This is a genomic window from Paenibacillus sp. TAB_01 (genome assembly GCF_043945595.1).
Lineage (GTDB): Bacteria > Bacillota > Bacilli > Paenibacillales > NBRC-103111 > Paenibacillus_S.
Genome location: NZ_JBIFNP010000001.1, coordinates 5,954,243 through 5,968,919 on the forward strand (window position 1 = coordinate 5,954,243; position 14,677 = coordinate 5,968,919).

Annotated in this window: 15 protein-coding genes and 2 pseudogenes; 5 read left to right on the forward strand and 12 right to left on the reverse strand. The window is 50.7% G+C overall.

All coding sequences use genetic code 11. From position 1 onward, the window contains the following. Positions 1 to 2 precede the first annotated feature (2 nt). The 3 genes from ACHHV8_RS28995 to ACHHV8_RS29005 are packed head-to-tail and all read right to left on the reverse strand — an operon-like array spanning position 3 to position 2,008. Positions 3 to 638 (reverse strand): DUF2306 domain-containing protein, encoded by a 636-nt coding sequence (locus ACHHV8_RS28995; protein ID WP_395162769.1) that lies wholly within the window; start codon positions 636 to 638, stop codon positions 3 to 5. Between the two features lie 51 nt (positions 639 to 689). Next, positions 690 to 1,724, reverse strand: a complete 1,035-nt coding sequence (locus tag ACHHV8_RS29000) for a DJ-1/PfpI family protein (protein WP_395162770.1) — start codon at positions 1,722 to 1,724, stop codon at positions 690 to 692. Beyond that, the gene (locus ACHHV8_RS29005; RefSeq protein ID WP_395162771.1) at positions 1,721 to 2,008 is read right to left on the reverse strand and encodes a hypothetical protein; all 288 of its coding nucleotides are present in this window, start codon (positions 2,006 to 2,008) and stop codon (positions 1,721 to 1,723) included. The genes ACHHV8_RS29000 and ACHHV8_RS29005 overlap by 4 nt, the downstream gene beginning before the upstream one ends. Positions 2,009 to 2,209: 201 nt before the next feature. Here ACHHV8_RS29005 and ACHHV8_RS29010 point away from each other — a divergent pair, with 201 nt between their 5' ends. From ACHHV8_RS29010 to ACHHV8_RS29020, 3 genes and pseudogenes are all read left to right on the forward strand, one after another. Further along, complete coding sequence (locus ACHHV8_RS29010) at positions 2,210 to 2,896, forward strand: response regulator transcription factor (RefSeq protein WP_395162772.1); 687 nt, start codon at positions 2,210 to 2,212, stop codon at positions 2,894 to 2,896. 1 nt (position 2,897) lies between these two features. Next, positions 2,898 to 4,247, forward strand: a complete 1,350-nt coding sequence (locus ACHHV8_RS29015) for a sensor histidine kinase (RefSeq protein WP_395162773.1) — start codon at positions 2,898 to 2,900, stop codon at positions 4,245 to 4,247. Between the two features lie 171 nt (positions 4,248 to 4,418). After that, positions 4,419 to 4,595: pseudogene (locus ACHHV8_RS29020) on the forward strand (transposase); the annotation flags it as partial. A gap of 68 nt (positions 4,596 to 4,663) precedes the next feature. Here the strand turns inward: ACHHV8_RS29020 and ACHHV8_RS29025 are convergent. Both ACHHV8_RS29025 and ACHHV8_RS29030 read right to left on the reverse strand, forming a co-directional pair. Next, positions 4,664 to 5,143: pseudogene (locus tag ACHHV8_RS29025) on the reverse strand (IS3 family transposase); the annotation flags it as partial. Positions 5,144 to 5,184: 41 nt separating this feature from the next. After that, positions 5,185 to 5,466: a transposase gene (locus tag ACHHV8_RS29030; protein ID WP_395162774.1), complete on the reverse strand. Its 282-nt coding sequence runs from the start codon at positions 5,464 to 5,466 to the stop codon at positions 5,185 to 5,187. An 834-nt stretch (positions 5,467 to 6,300) separates the two neighbouring features. Here ACHHV8_RS29030 and ACHHV8_RS29035 point away from each other — a divergent pair. Then, positions 6,301 to 7,521 carry an IS256 family transposase gene (locus ACHHV8_RS29035; protein ID WP_395161094.1) on the forward strand — a complete coding sequence of 407 codons (1,221 nt, stop codon included), beginning with the start codon at positions 6,301 to 6,303 and terminating at the stop codon, positions 7,519 to 7,521. A gap of 194 nt (positions 7,522 to 7,715) precedes the next feature. Here the strand turns inward: ACHHV8_RS29035 and rlmD are convergent, their stop codons facing one another. From rlmD to ACHHV8_RS29065, 6 genes are all read right to left on the reverse strand, one after another. Then, entirely contained in the window at positions 7,716 to 9,272 is a 1,557-nt protein-coding gene (gene rlmD / locus ACHHV8_RS29040) for a 23S rRNA (uracil(1939)-C(5))-methyltransferase RlmD (protein WP_395162775.1), read from the reverse strand. A gap of 20 nt (positions 9,273 to 9,292) precedes the next feature. Further along, positions 9,293 to 9,451 carry a hypothetical protein gene (locus ACHHV8_RS29045; RefSeq protein WP_395162776.1) on the reverse strand — a complete coding sequence of 53 codons (159 nt, stop codon included), beginning with the start codon at positions 9,449 to 9,451 and terminating at the stop codon, positions 9,293 to 9,295. Between the two features lie 30 nt (positions 9,452 to 9,481). Then, complete coding sequence (locus tag ACHHV8_RS29050) at positions 9,482 to 9,682, reverse strand: hypothetical protein (RefSeq protein ID WP_395162777.1); 201 nt, start codon at positions 9,680 to 9,682, stop codon at positions 9,482 to 9,484. A gap of 32 nt (positions 9,683 to 9,714) precedes the next feature. Next, the gene (locus tag ACHHV8_RS29055) at positions 9,715 to 10,698 is read right to left on the reverse strand and encodes a diacylglycerol kinase (protein WP_395162778.1); all 984 of its coding nucleotides are present in this window, start codon (positions 10,696 to 10,698) and stop codon (positions 9,715 to 9,717) included. 235 nt (positions 10,699 to 10,933) lie between these two features. Further along, positions 10,934 to 11,710 carry a sirohydrochlorin chelatase gene (locus ACHHV8_RS29060; protein WP_395162779.1) on the reverse strand — a complete coding sequence of 259 codons (777 nt, stop codon included), beginning with the start codon at positions 11,708 to 11,710 and terminating at the stop codon, positions 10,934 to 10,936. 706 nt (positions 11,711 to 12,416) lie between these two features. Next, positions 12,417 to 12,707, reverse strand: coding sequence for a YerC/YecD family TrpR-related protein (locus ACHHV8_RS29065; RefSeq protein ID WP_094013678.1), 291 nt, complete (start codon positions 12,705 to 12,707; stop codon positions 12,417 to 12,419). A gap of 555 nt (positions 12,708 to 13,262) precedes the next feature. On the opposite strand from ACHHV8_RS29065, the gene ACHHV8_RS29070 reads away from it, so the two are divergent. Then, positions 13,263 to 13,514, forward strand: coding sequence for a hypothetical protein (locus ACHHV8_RS29070; protein ID WP_395162780.1), 252 nt, complete (start codon positions 13,263 to 13,265; stop codon positions 13,512 to 13,514). Positions 13,515 to 13,805: 291 nt separating this feature from the next. On the opposite strand, the gene ACHHV8_RS29075 is transcribed toward ACHHV8_RS29070, so the two are convergent. Next, positions 13,806 to 14,543 (reverse strand): ThuA domain-containing protein, encoded by a 738-nt coding sequence (locus ACHHV8_RS29075; RefSeq protein WP_395162781.1) that lies wholly within the window; start codon positions 14,541 to 14,543, stop codon positions 13,806 to 13,808. Between the last annotated feature and the right edge of the window lie 134 nt (positions 14,544 to 14,677).

Genomic DNA, 14,677 nt, shown 5'->3' on the forward strand with positions numbered 1-14,677 from the left:
TCTTATCCCTCCTTGGATTGACCAATATCTCTAATTATGAAGCTAGGAATAACCAGTAGCAGCACAATGGAGCCGTAAACACCAATGATATAGCTGGTAGCGTAAACAAGACCGAATCCCTGATGAAAAAGAAAAGTGATGAGATGAATCAACAAGTTCGTAAAGCAAAAGGCATAACTTCGGATCATCCAGTTCTGGTGACGAATTATGCGTTTCTTTTTGATTTGTACGAGCGCCATTATGGTGGTAAGAAGCCATATCATATTAAGTACATTAAACCCCATACTGGTTATTTTCCCTCCAGTAGCGTAAGGCGCCATATATCCGGAAGTAATCACGACAAGAAGGACGGACACTAAATAAACATAGCCGTTTATGCGGTGAAACTTGCGGCTCTTATTAAAAATTCGGTTGGAGAAGTTTAGCAGTCCTGTCGCCATGGCGATGCAGGCAAACACAATATGAACGTGCATAACGTTTATCCAGACCAGAAGATTAAGCTCGCGCTTCAGGCCGATTTTTCGATTTAAAAATGCCTTAGCTCCGGGATCGATAATAAAATTGGTGACCAAAGCGTAAAGGATAAATAGAATAATGATGCAGGCTAAAAGCCCGTATAATGTTTTCCGCTTCTCCATGCGATTCAGACCCCCGCGGCTTCACTTTTTTTGCCAATTCGCATTTTCGGCTTAGGTAACCCGCTTGCCTGTCAATTTGGATGCCGGCAGTATGCCAGCCCTAGCGAATCCGGTCATGCGATCTTCGTCGGTAGCGACTTCGAATTTCAGATTTAAGCGCATGGGTTTCGTAATGCGCAGCGACCAGGTAAGCTTGTTATTCTGAAGCAAAGGGTTTATAAACTCGACCGTCTCATCTCCCTGTGTTGCCTTGCCTGTAATCGTCCCATTCCTTATGGAAATGGAGATCTTGACCTCCAATTTCCCAACGGGTGTAACAATTGTCGTATCCCAATCCCCGTCGAAGTCAGATTCCCTGGATGATTTTATATCCAAGGTGTCGCAAGTCATTCCTGCTTTGTTCGTCGCGATGACCCTTTCTTCTTCGGTCACTACCAATTTAGAAATAGGTGCAATTCCTGTTTCCCGCCAAACCGTTCCTCTTTTATCATATTCAAAGAGTTGCTCTACCGCGTGAGCGATGCGCGGTCCAAGCTCGCGTTCCACGAGATAAAGCGCTACATCGAGTCCAGAAGTAACGCCGCCGCCTGTAACCAGATTACCGCTGTCCACTACGCGTGCCGGAACGGGAATGGCACCGGTTGCTCCAAGCACATCCATGCCCAAGTGATGCGTTACCGCCGGCCTGCCCTCTAAGAACCCTCCCATAGCCAGCAACAGGGAACCACCGCAAACCGTGGCGACGACGATGTCTTTTTGCCCGAGTGCCTGCCCTATCCTATCGTTCAATTCTGTACTCAGTACCCGCGACAGAATAGCCGGGGGCGAATCGGGACCATCTCCTTCGACGTCACCCGAAGCTCCAGGTACAAGTATGATGCCTGCGCGTTCTGGGTTCAGTCTGCCGCTCGCTTCAATTCTCAAATTGTTGATACCGCTAACGACGGTTCTCGGCCCTTCAGCGGTGACAAGTTCCACGCTTACCGCGTTCTTAGCATACATTGCAGCGGCACAAAAAACCTCGTAAGGCGCAATGGCATCTAGAAGATCAAAACCATCAAAAAGCACGATTTGAACCGCAATCATCCATTAACCTCCTCGTTTCCAAAGGTTGATCCTCTAACTTGCGGACTGATGAGGAAATTGTTATTTTTGTTAGAAAGATCATTTAGCCTTTGATATTCCTCCTCCTCGTTTTCGCCCCTAACCATCCGGCCTTCTAGAATCAAAGCAATGGCAAGGCCATTTTGATTGGAGTCTCCGTAGCGATGACCAATCGCATAGATTCGAACGACCACGAAAGAAAAAAGCGTGAGACAAAATAGAGCGCCAAATGGAAAAAACGAGAAACTGCCATGTTCCATATCCATGTTACCCTCCTTCATCCGTTTTTTGCGTTGAACGAGCCCTCACTCGAGATAGTTGTCGTCCGCAAGAAGTAGCATAACAAACGAGTATCTCAAACTAAGTTGTAAATAGTCACAAAACAATAAATAATTCCTCACAAATCGAGTGGTTCCGTTAGTTTCTAGAGAAAAAATGATAAACTAGGATTCAAAGGTGGGAGATTCATGAGTGAAGTCAATACGGTACTGGTTGTAGACGATGATCAAAGCATTGTCGAACTATTGAGGGACTTTTTGGAGTGCGAAAATTTTCGCGTTTTGACCGCATGCAATACCATTCAAGCATGGGCTTTATTTGAGCAGAGTTCCATTCAATGCATTGTTCTTGACATCATGATGCCGGGACAAAACGGGTTTGAGTTATGTCGCCGAATTCGGACGGAGAGTAACGTTCCAATCCTTTTTTTGAGCGCACGCAGCGACGATGTGGACAAGATTCGAGGGCTGACGCTAGGCGGTGATGATTATATCGTCAAAACTGCTTCACCCGGCGAAATCGTAGCCAGGATTAAAGCTGTATTGCGGCGTTCTGCTTCCCAGTTGCAAATAAATGAAAAGATCTTGGATTTTGGCCGCATCAAGATAAATCTATCTGCAAGAGAAGTGATCGTGGATGGGAAAGTTGTTGTGCTCACTCCAAGGGAATATGAGTTGTTACGATTATTTATCGAACACCCCAGGTATGTTTTTTCATATGAGCAGTTACTTTCAAAATTTTGGGATGGGGTGGGCGACAGGCATACCATTCGAGTTCACCTCAGTCGACTTCGCGAAAAGATCGAACCCGATCCGAACCATCCTCAATACCTGGTTAACGTATGGGGAATCGGGTATCGATTTGAAGGAGGTTAACATGAGAACACTTCGCATTCGTTCGTTTACGATACTACTTTTCTTCTTCGTACTTTTAGTGCCATGGATTTTCTATGTGGCAGCACATTTCATGGAGACAAAAACGCTCAACTTCGAAAAAAAAGGTTTGCAGGACGAGATTCTGCAGAGACAAATGATCGAGATCGTCCACCAAATAGAAACCAATTCGGACAATTGGAGGGATCCGAATTGGCAAAACCAATTGTTTAATAAGTTGCAGCAAGCGAAGATGGAAGCGATTATACTATCCGCTTCAGAACAGGAAATTTTTCGTTCTAAGCCTCAGAGCCATAACGCATTGTCTTCTACGGAAAGGTTCTCCATCCTAGAAAACGGTCATTTACTTGGAAAGGTCGTTATTTATCTGCCGAAGTCAAATGCGGTTCAGATCATTTCGATCTTTGCCGGATTATTGTTTGCATTCTTTATTATCGGTGTTGAAATGCGAAGGTTTCTTCTAAAGCCTCTCGAAAGGATGAGCAATTCAGCTAGGAAAATTGCCGCAGGAGATTGGGAGGTGGAGTTACCCAGATCCAGGATCACCGAAATCTCTGAAGTACGTGATGCTTTTGCAGTGATGGTGGAGGGAATTCAAAGTGCTTTTCAAAAACAAGCGGAATTGGAAGAAGAACGTCGATTCGTGATCTCTGCTGTCGCGCATGATCTACGAACCCCGCTCTTTGCATTACGAGGCTATTTGGATGGTCTGGAGCAGGGTATTGCCCAATCTCCAGATAAAATAGCCAAATATTTGGCGGTTTGCAAGGAAAAATCGGCGCAATTGGACCGGTTGGTAGAGGACCTTTTTACATTTACAAAGATGGAGAATGTGGAGATGAATCTTCAAAACCAGACGATTGATTTTAACCTCATCATCTTGAAATCGATTGAGAGTTTAAGTCCGCAAGCTCGGCAAAAGAACATCTCGATCTTGAGCCATACTGTAGACGACTGCTTCATTAATGGTGACATGCACTTATTGGAACGTGCGATGAACAATATTTTGGATAATGCCGTCAGACATACACCCTCCTATGGCGAAATTGATATTCAATGTTATAAAGTGAGTAAAAAATTGATGTTTACAATACGGGATACGGGTCCGGGCTTCTCCTCGGAAGAATTACAACGAGTTTTTGAACCTCTATATCGTGGCGAAGTGTCTAGAAATCGTTCAACTGGAGGCAGCGGATTAGGGTTGACTATTTCACACAGGATTGTAATGCGACATGGAGGTGAACTTTCCGCAAGTAACCATTCGGAAGGTGGAGCACTGCTAACAGGTTGGATACCTTTAGCAGCACCCTCTTTCGTCAGCCGTACAAGTTGAATTATCTTGTTCAGCAAACTTGATTCTGGTGTCAATTTTCAAATAAGTTTACCACTTCCTCTCCATCCCCGTCCAATTACTTCAATCCCTTGTTAGATCGGCTACACTTAGTTGGACAATAAAAATGAGGGCTTGTAGAATAAACCTAATCCTAAGGAGCGGATCTCTACAATGCCAAAACAACAAAGACGTACATTTACAGCAGAATTCAAAAAACAAATGGTAGAACTCTATGAAAACGGAAAATCCAGAGCAGCAATTGTGGAGGAATATGACCTCACAGCCTCCGCTTTAGATCGCTGGATCAAACAAGCCCAATCGTCAGGTTCCTTCAAGGAGAAGGACAATCGCTCTTCATCCATTTTCTGGTTCTCAAACTCGCTGCCCCGATCCGTATGAAACCACTGAATCTGCCGTAAATCGCCCTGGACCGAAGCAAAGGCACGAGAAATCAGCGCAGCATCCTTATGAGGACCTGCACTATGGCCGATAATTTCCCGGTTAAATAAGTCAACCAGCACACAGATGTAATGCCACCGGTTCTGTACCTTCACATACGTCAAATCGCCGACAATAAACCGCCTGGCCTCCGTCTGGTCAAATTCACGGTTCAGGGTGTTGACGGCCGCCGCCTCATTCGATGCGGCTTTATGAGGCTTATACTGTGCCACGGTGTACGTGGATACCAGGCCCTGCTCCTTCATGATCCGGCCGATCCGGCGTCTGGACACGGTCAGCCCGCGTTCCTGGAGCTTCGCCTTCAGTTTCCGGGTGCCGTAAGCTTTTCGATTCCTGTGGAAGATATCTGCAATGCTTTCTGTCATTGGGTTTTCCTTAGCGGCTTCCCTCGTTTCGTAGTAAAACGTGCTTCTGGCGATTTGCAGGACGTCGCACATTGCTGATACCGAGTATTTATCCCGGTTACTCCGGATGATAGCTACTTTCGTCCCATGATCAGCGCGGCTTGCTTTAAAATGTCGTTTTCCATTTTCAGACGCTGGTTCTCTTTCCGTAAAGCGATGAGTTCATTCTCTTCCTCTGAACGATTGTCTTTCTCGGAAAATGAACCTGTCGTCTGAGCCTGTTTAATCCAGCGGTCCAGGGCGGACGCCGTGAGGCCGTATTCTTCCACAATCGCCGCACGGGATTTTCCGTTTTCGTAGAGCCCCACCATCTGTTTTTTGAATTCTGCTGTAAATGTTCTGCGTTGTTTAGGCATTGTAGAGATCCGCTCCTTTGCTTGATAGGTTTATTCTACAAGCCCTTATTTTTATTGTCCAACTAAGTGTAGACGATCCAACATCCTCCGACCTTGCCCCACAAGGGTTCCCCTGGATTTACCTCCCCCTTTGAAAAAGAGAAAAGAGCCGAGAAAAAACAGGAAAATATCCCCGCTTCTCGCTCGGCTCGTAGCACGACTTTTTAGGCTTTAGTACGACTATTTAGGCTTTGTTTAAACTTTGATTGCGTTCTACAGCTAATTACAATCATGTCAATTTTCAAATAAGTTTGTCACTCCCTCTCCTCCCCCTCCAATCGCCACAATCCCTTTCCCCACAAGGCTTCCCAGCCTTTCCCCCTCCTATTCCTCAATCCTAAGATGCAAAATAAGTTTGCCGCTGTAATCGGAGATCTTACAGGGTAAAAGCCTGAAAAATCACCTGAAAACAGCAGGAAAAATGCAAAATAAGTTTGATGCTGAGACCAGGGAAAAGACTAGGCAAACCTGGTATTAAAGAGTAATTGGATTGGGTAAACCGATTGGGAAGAGCATTCAAAAAGCATGAGAAGAGTGATTAGCAGAACCGATTGGAGATGCCTGAGCGAGAGGCTTTAGATGGGCAAAAACGTAGGGGTGGCAAGGGTTATGGATTGGGGCAATGATTGGGATTGCACTCAGCGGCACGAGACAAAAGGAGGAAATTGAGGGCAAGTGATCCCGCGGCGGCAGATTGAATTATCGGTCTGGGAGATCGCTTCGGAGTCTGTAAAATAAACTGTGTAAACTCTCAAACCTGCTAAAATAGAAGTAACAGAAAGGTTGGGAGTACACATGGGATTATGGACAAAGGAACAACTCCGCGCATTCATCAAGGAGAATAAGCTGGTCACCGCGCAGGATGCACAAAATGCCTTGAAAGACTTGTTCGCCGAAACGTTGCAAGAGATGCTTGAGGCCGAGATGGATACGCATCTAGGTTACGAGAAGCACGATGTACAAAACAAGCAGACAAGCAACAGTCGTAACGGTAAGAGCAAGAAGAAGATCACTAGCGAGTACGGCGAGCAGGAAATCACCGTGCCTAGGGACCGTTTCAGTGAGTTCGAACCTCTCGTAGTGAAGAAGAATCAGTCCAGTGTAACCGGTATCGAGGATCAAATTATCGCGCTCTATGCCAAAGGAGTCAGCACAAGAGAAATCCAGGATCATCTGCAGAATCTATACGGCATTGACGTCTCGCCAACGATGATCTCAAACGTCACGAACAAGATCATTCCCCTCATCAAAGAGTGGCAGAATCGCCCGCTACAAGGCGTTTACGCAGTTGTCTTTCTGGATGCCATCCACTTCAAGGTCAAGCAGGACGGCGCCATTGTAAACAAGGCAGGCTATATGGTCATCGGGATCGATCTGGACGGCAACAAAGACGTACTGGGCATGTGGATCGGTGAGAACGAGTCGGCGAAGTTCTGGCTCAGCGTGCTGAATGATCTCAAAAACCGCGGCGTACAGGACATTCTCATCACCTGTGTCGACAACCTGACGGGCTTCTCACAAGCGATCACCGCATGCTATCCGAAGACCGAAATCCAAAAGTGTATCATCCACCAGATCCGTAACTCTACGCGCTACGTCTCTTACAAGGATCTAAAGAAAGTAACGGCGGACCTGAAGCCGATCTACAAAGCGGTAACGGAGGAAATGGCGCTTGTGGAGCTCGATCGTTTCGAAGAAGCCTGGGGAGCTAAATACCCGCTCATTATCCGCTCCTGGCGCAACAATTGGGACGAGCTGGCCACGTTCTTCAAATATCCGCCCGAACTACGTAAACTCATCTATACCACCAACATGATCGAAAGCTACCACCGCCAGCTTCGCAAAGTAACCAAAGGAAAAAGCATCTTCCCAAGCGATGAAGCGCTGCTGAAAATGCTCTACCTCGTCACCATGGACGTCACGCGTAAATGGACGGGACGCGTCCAGAACTGGGGACAGATGCTTCTCCAACTTTCTGTGTTCTATCCGGATCGGATCGGTCAACATTTGCCTTGAGTACCGAACTCCCCCTCGGGGGAGCTTCTCTCTAAATGAGTTTACACAAAATTATTGACAGACCCTCGCTTTGGGAAAAGAAACAAGCCGAGCGAAAACTCAGGGCAGATGCCTTGATTCCGGTCGGCTTAGCGGCAAACTTATTTTGCTTAGTGGCAGACTTTAAGTGTTCACCGGGAAACTAATTTTGTTGTCTACAAACCATTCCTCACCAACAAAGCTACCGATTCTACGTGCACCGTATGCGGGAACATATCCACCGGCTGCACCTCGACGGTGGAATACCCGCCTTCCTCAAGCACCTGCAAGTCCCGCGCGAGTGTCGACGGGTTGCACGACACGTAAACCACGCGGGCGGGCCGCATCGCGAGGATGGTCTCGAGCAGCGCGGCGTCGCAGCCCTTGCGCGGCGGGTCAACCACGATGACGTCAGGGGCGATGCCCTGACGCCGCCATTCGGGGATGACCACCTCCGCCGCGCCGGTCTCGAACTGAACGTTGCGGATGCCGTTCAGCCGCGCATTGCGCCGAGCATCGTCGATCGCTTCACCGACGATCTCGACGCCGTACACTTGGCGCGCCCGCTGTGCCAAGAACAAAGAGATCGTGCCGATGCCGCAATAGGCATCGATCACGGTCTCTTCGCCGCTCAGCCCGGCGAAGTCCAAGGCTTTGCCGTACAGCACCTCAGTCTGTACGGGGTTCACTTGATAAAACGATCGCGCGGAGATCGCGAATCGGATGTCCCCGATCGTGTCGTAGATCACATCGTCGCCCCAAAGCACCTTCGTCTTGTCGCCAAAGATGACGTTGGTACTCTCTTTGTTGATATTTTGGCAGATGCTTTTGAGACCGGGAATTGCTTCACGCAGCAATCCGACCAGCTCGTCCGCATGCGGAAGGCTCTCGCCGTTCGTGATCAGGACGACCATGATCTCGCCCGTGTTGAAGCCGTACCGTGCCACGACATGGCGCAGCAGGCCTTTATGCGTCTCCTCGTTGTAGGCACGGATGCCAAGCTCTCGAGCGACCCGTTTGACCTCAGCCACAACGAGGTCATTGTTCTCCTGCTGGATGAGACAGGCTTCCATGTCGATGATCCGGTGGCTGCCCTGGGCGTAGAAGCCCCCGACCAGCCCGCCTTCTCTGTCTGCGCTAGCGGCCTCAAAGCCTATGGGCACCTGCGCCTTGTTGCGATAACGCCAAGGATCGTCCATTCCCAGGGTTGGATGGACAACGATTCCTTTTGCGTTCAAGTATCCATCCGTCCGCTCATCGGCGCTAACCGAAGCTTCCATACCAGCTCCCGCTACCTTTAGCTTTCCGATTCGTTCCAGGTTATCTATCACCAGCTGACGCTTGAAGCGCAGCTGCGCGTCGTAGCTCAAGTGCTGCAGCTGGCAGCCGCCGCACTGGCTGTAGATCGGACAGGGCGCCGCGATCCGGTCCGGGCTCGCTTTGATTATTTTCAACAGCTTACCGTAGCCATACTGTTTCTTCAACTTCAACGCTTTGACAAGCACCCGCTCGCCGTGGAGCGCTCCAGGAATAAAAAGGGTATAGCCGCTGACGCGGCCTACCCCTTCGCCCTCATGGCCGATTCCGACAATATCGGCTTCGTATTCACCGTTCTTCTCCACCGGCAGGCCGCTTAAATCCGCAGCCGCTTGCTGTCTTCCTCTGCTCGGCGGACGTCCCGGGGACCCAGCAGACTTTGAGACGGCCGTCGCTCCACCACGCGTCTTCGCCAAAGCACCCGCTTCTGTCGCTCTCAACGCTGCTTCTCGGGCTCTTCTGCCCGCTTGGCTCCCTGCTCCCGCAGTCCCAGCTCGCTTCTCCGACGCGGTCGCCGCTCTGCCACGAGCTCGCGCCAATGCCCCCGCTTTTGCCGCTTTGACCTCCGCTGCTTCTCGGGCTCTTCCGCCCGCACGGCCTTTTGCTCCCGCAGTCCCTGCAGACTTCAACACAGCTCCCGCACCGCCACGCGTCCTCGCCAAAGCGCCCACTTCAGGCATGTTCGCCCCTGCGCCAGGGCCCCTTCTCTCTGCATAGCCCCCTGCACTTGCACCAGCAGCTGCAGACTTCCTTCCGCCAGCCTCTGGTCCGGAGCTCCGCTCAGCCCTTGCCTTACCCGCTCCCGCATTTGTTCCCGCTCCCGCATTTGTTCCCGCTCCGCCTCGGAAGCCCTTGCCGTTACTGCTCTTCTTGCTCATGTTCGTCCACTCCAGCTTTAGTTTTCCATGGCAGCTTAATCTGCTGTAATGGGTGCTGCTTATATACCGATTGCCCGCTCTCGTCCACAAAAATATGCAAATGAGACGGCAGGTTCGTAAAGACGCACGGCAGGGTGCCGCCGAATTCGCCGTCCAGATTGATCTGTACATAATCCGGTGAGGTCACTTGGATATTGCGCGTCTGCAAATAAATAATGTTCGGGTCGCCCAGATGCTCACCGCGGAGCGCTAGGGAAACGACGCGGATGAACTCCGCGAGGTTGCACTTTTTGAGGATCAGCACGTCGAACAGGCCGTCGCTGAGCGACGCGTCCGGGGCCAGCCGTTCGAAGCCGCCGACGGAGTTGGAGTTCGAGATGAGGAACAGCATCACTTCCTCGTGGATATCTCCCTCATCGGTCCGGATGTACAGATCGATGGGCCGCAGCCGCGGCAGCTTCTCCAGCCCTTTCATATAATAGGCCATCTGGCCGATCATCGTTTTCAGCTTGCTCGGCACCTCGTACGTCAGCTCCGTCAAGGAGCCGCCGCCGGCGATGTTGATAAAATAGCGCTGGTTCATTTTGCCGACGTCGATAACGCGCGTATGCTGCTGCAAAATGACGTCAACCGCGCCTTCCCAGCTTCGCGGAATGTTGAGCGCACGGGCGAAGTCGTTCGTCGTCCCGAGCGGCAAAATACCGAGCGGCGGGCGGTTTTCCTTCTCCGCCATGCCGTTGATGACCTCGTACAGCGTGCCGTCGCCGCCCGCTGCGATGATAATATCGAAGCCGCGCGCAACCGCATCCGCCGCGGCGAGCGTTGCGTCGCCTTCGCCGATCGTCGCGTGCGTCGAGGTCTCGAGACCGCCGCGCTCCAGCCGCTGCAAAATTTCCGGCAGCCGCTTTTTAATTTCCTCTCTGCCGGAGGATGGATTATAAATCAACCTTGCTCGTTTGGCCATTCTTTTCTTCACCCGTTCGCTTCAATTTCCTTGTTATAGCCGGCTTTCCTATGTATGTTCATTATCCGTTATAAGTTTTATTACCCGCAGATTCGCGGTTTGCTTATATCGGCAGCTTGCCCAGCGGATCCGTTCAGATTGTCTGAGTCCGCTCCGGCCCTATATCCGATGGTAATCGATGAAGAATGGGCTCACCCAAAAATTCGCCTTACCTATGCCGTCGTACTAAGCTTAGCTACCTGTGCTGCATCAAACCTAGAAAAGGCGCCGTCTGCCGCTCCATCCACCGCGAGAGCAGCGAGTGCGGAAGCAGCGCTTTCCCATTGTATCTGTATATATACCCGTTCATGCGAGCCGGAATCACTTCGTTGGTAAAATACCCTTCGCTGAGAAACAGCGGGACGACCAGCACCGCATGCTCCGGCTTGAGCTGATGCCACCTTTGCATTTTCTGCGGAAGCTGGTCCGGCAGCAGCATCGCCGTATCGACTTCGTCGAAGCCTCCAAGCGTCCGGATACGGGAGGCAAGCCGTTCCATGCCTTCGAGCCAGCGCTGATGAAAGCCTTCTTCTACGCTGCCATGTCCAACCAGGATAACGATTTCCCGTTGAGGGTCGACGGACAACGGCTTCATTTTTTCATACAGGATGTCCGCAATGATCGGATCATCGTCAATCGGAGAAGTGAAATGGATCCGCGCCCGAATCGCAAAAGGCGTCATATCCGTCGGCAGCAGCGGCTCCGGCTTCACACCCAGAGCATAGCTGATTTCATCGATATGCGTGCTTCCCGACGACACGAAGAAAGGAATTACCACAATATCCGTCACGCCGAGCGACTCCAGATGCGTAATTCCGTCCTGAATGAGCCGCCCTTCGACAATTTCAAGAAAAGACGAAAACACCGGCACACCTTGAGGCACACGCATAGCAAGAACGGCCTCGTCAACCAGACGAACCCATTCCTCGCTGCGTGAACCGTGGCTGATGACTAGTATACCCAAGCTGCTCAACGGCGTTCTCCTTCCTGTCTTTGCAAAAGATAAACGTTCGATCCGATGCCCTTTTACCAACCCAAAAAGAAAGGCGCTTCGAAGTGCCCTTCTCGCTTCTTAGATTTAACTTTCCCTATTATACCATAAATATATAGGGTTCGCCCGCAATTGGATACGAAAACCATTTATGTCGAAATGGGAGAAAAAGCATTCGTGCTGAAGCACCGCCCGCAAGGCAAGCGTTTTCATTTTACATAACGCCGGGCGTATGCCTGATGCAGACCAAGCAGAAAAAACGAGCGGGACCAAGGCCATTCCCTGCGATCCCTATTCAGGATCTTGCGGCCCTATCCGCACTCGCTATTTTCCAGCCGACACAGCGGCTGTGCTCTTGGCTGCACGGCTTATTGCCGGCCTGTGAAACCCATTTTGCCATCCATCTACCACGCCATTAAACGGCTAATCCGCCAGTCGATCCATCGACTCAGCGAGCCGCCAAACCTTTGAGCCGTTAGTCCACCAGTTCATCAATCCGTTAATCCATCGATCCACCAAGCCATTAATCCGCCAATCAATCCATTCATCGAATCATTCATCGGTCAATCATCGATTCATTAATCCATCGATCCGTCGAGTCATTGACATTATTCCAGCAGTCCGGTCCATCGCTTCCTTTCAACCGCGTCTCCACGCCTAAACAAGGAGCATCCCGGATGCAGTTCTCTTAACGGCCCAGGCGCTCCAGCGACATTTTGTAGCCGTCGTTTCCGTAATTCAGGCAGCGCTTAACCCGGGAAATCGTCGCCGTGCTGGCGCCGGTCTCCGCCTCGATCTGGTTATACGTGTTGCCCTTGCGCAGCATCCGCGCTACCTCCAGACGCTGAGAGAGCGACTGAATTTCGTTCACAGTACATAAATCGTCGAAAAAAACGTAGCATTCCTCAATATCTTTAAGCGTCAAAATCGCTTCAAACAGCTGATCGATCGCTTTATCATTCAACTTTTTCAATTGCATATTGTTCAACCCCTTGATGGTCTGCTTCAATATCAAACCTGCTTATAACTAAATAATTCGACACTTTCGGGAGAATTCCTCCCTTTAGAATAGCAAAACTTTACTATTTTTATGCGGTAGTGGGTTAAAACCCAATAAATCGCCGAAAACCGTGACAGGAGTCCAATCCATCCATTCGCCTATCACATAGACTACATTAGGCAAAACGTCTATTTCATGCGCAAAACGGACCGTACAACAAGGCCCTTTGCCATAATCCAATCAAAGGAATGTGAATCCCGTGAGCTATCATCAAAGACCTACGATAGGCAACCAAGGTGCCCATACCCGCAGCTTTCAGCAAGGATCGCCTCCTTATTCCGCGGGCGGAGGCGGAGACTTATTTTCCAACCCGTATGCAGGACAACAGCCATTTTCCGGCATGGGAGTCAGCTCCGTGACGCCGGAGTCCCCAGTCTGCCCGTTCCGGCATCCAACTCGGCAGGCCAAGGCGGCGCCCTAAGCTCGCTGTTCGGCGGCGGAGGCTCCGGAGGAAGCGGCAGCAGTACGTTTAACGTGGCCCAGGTCAAACAAATGATCGACCGCCTGGGCGGGATCGAAGGCATCATGGATACGATGGGCAAGGTGCAGAAGATGGTGCAAAGCGTACAACAAATGGCACCGCTAGTCAAGATGCTGCTCGGCTCCTTCGGCAAAGGCAAAAAAGACGAGGACGCCGATGCGCTCCCGGCCGGACGCAAAAAACGCCGCAAACGCAAAACAGGCGCCACAGGCAAGCGGCGCACCAAACGCAGAACCGGGCGATAACAAATGAACGGGCTGACCGAGCTGGAATGGAGCCCTTTTCCTCCAAAAGGGGACATCAAACGAAAAGGAGCTGTACCGGACTTGCCGGAGACAGCTCCTTGCTTTTTTTGCTAGGGAGGATCCTTTGCTCTGCACCTTTGTGCAGTCCTTGAAGCCTATTGATCCTACCGCACTCCACTGGCCTCTTAGCGGACCGTCCGGTTTTAAACAGAAAAATCCGGCAGGAGATCTGGCTCCCGCCGGATAGCTTGGGCCGCCTGCAAATAGGCTGACCGTTCGTTCGTTTCACGCTTAGCCGCGGACTTTTTCCTTGATTGGCTCCAATGGCTTATGGTTGCCGTACACAGGATAATCCCTGGTCGTCGGCGCAGCCCATTTGACCCCGTTGGAAATGACGCGGCGCACCTGCTCGTTGAAGTACGTCGGATACGTTTCGTGGCCCGGGCGGAAGTAGAAGATTTTGCCTTGGCCGCGGTGGAACGTGCAGCCGCTGCGGAAAACTTCGCCGCCTTCGAACCAGCTGACCAGGATCAGCTCGTCAGGCTGCGGGATGTCGAAGTGCTCACCGTACATTTCTTCGGCTTCCAGCTCGATATATTGCCCAATGCCTTCCACAATCGGATGCCCCGGGGAAACAACCCACAGACGCTCTTTGTCGTCCGCTTCTCTCCATTTGAGGTCGCAGGAAGTGCCCATGAGCTTTTTGAAGATTTTGGAGAAATGGCCGGAGTGCAGCACAATCAGGCCCATGCCGTGCAGCACGCGCTGATGGATACGCTCAACGATAGCTTCGGTCACGTCGCCGTGCGCTTTATGTCCCCACCAGATCAGCACGTCGGTGTTGTTCAGCTTGTCCTCGGTCAAGCCGTGCTCCGGCTCATCCAATGTCGCATATTGAACCTCGAAATCGGCACCCAGACCTTCGCCGATCGCTTGATGAATGCCGTTCGGATAGACGGAGCGGACCTTTTCGTTTTCTTTTTCATGACGGAACTCGTTCCATACGGTAACGCGCAATTTTTGGCTCATGGTTTGTAACCTCCAGTGAAATGAGTAGCGTTTTCTTGCCTTGATTATATAGGATGACACCGCGGGAAAGATATTCTCAATACTGCCAGCATTGTATGCGATAATGTCCTCGCTGCGCCAAACGTGCTATACTA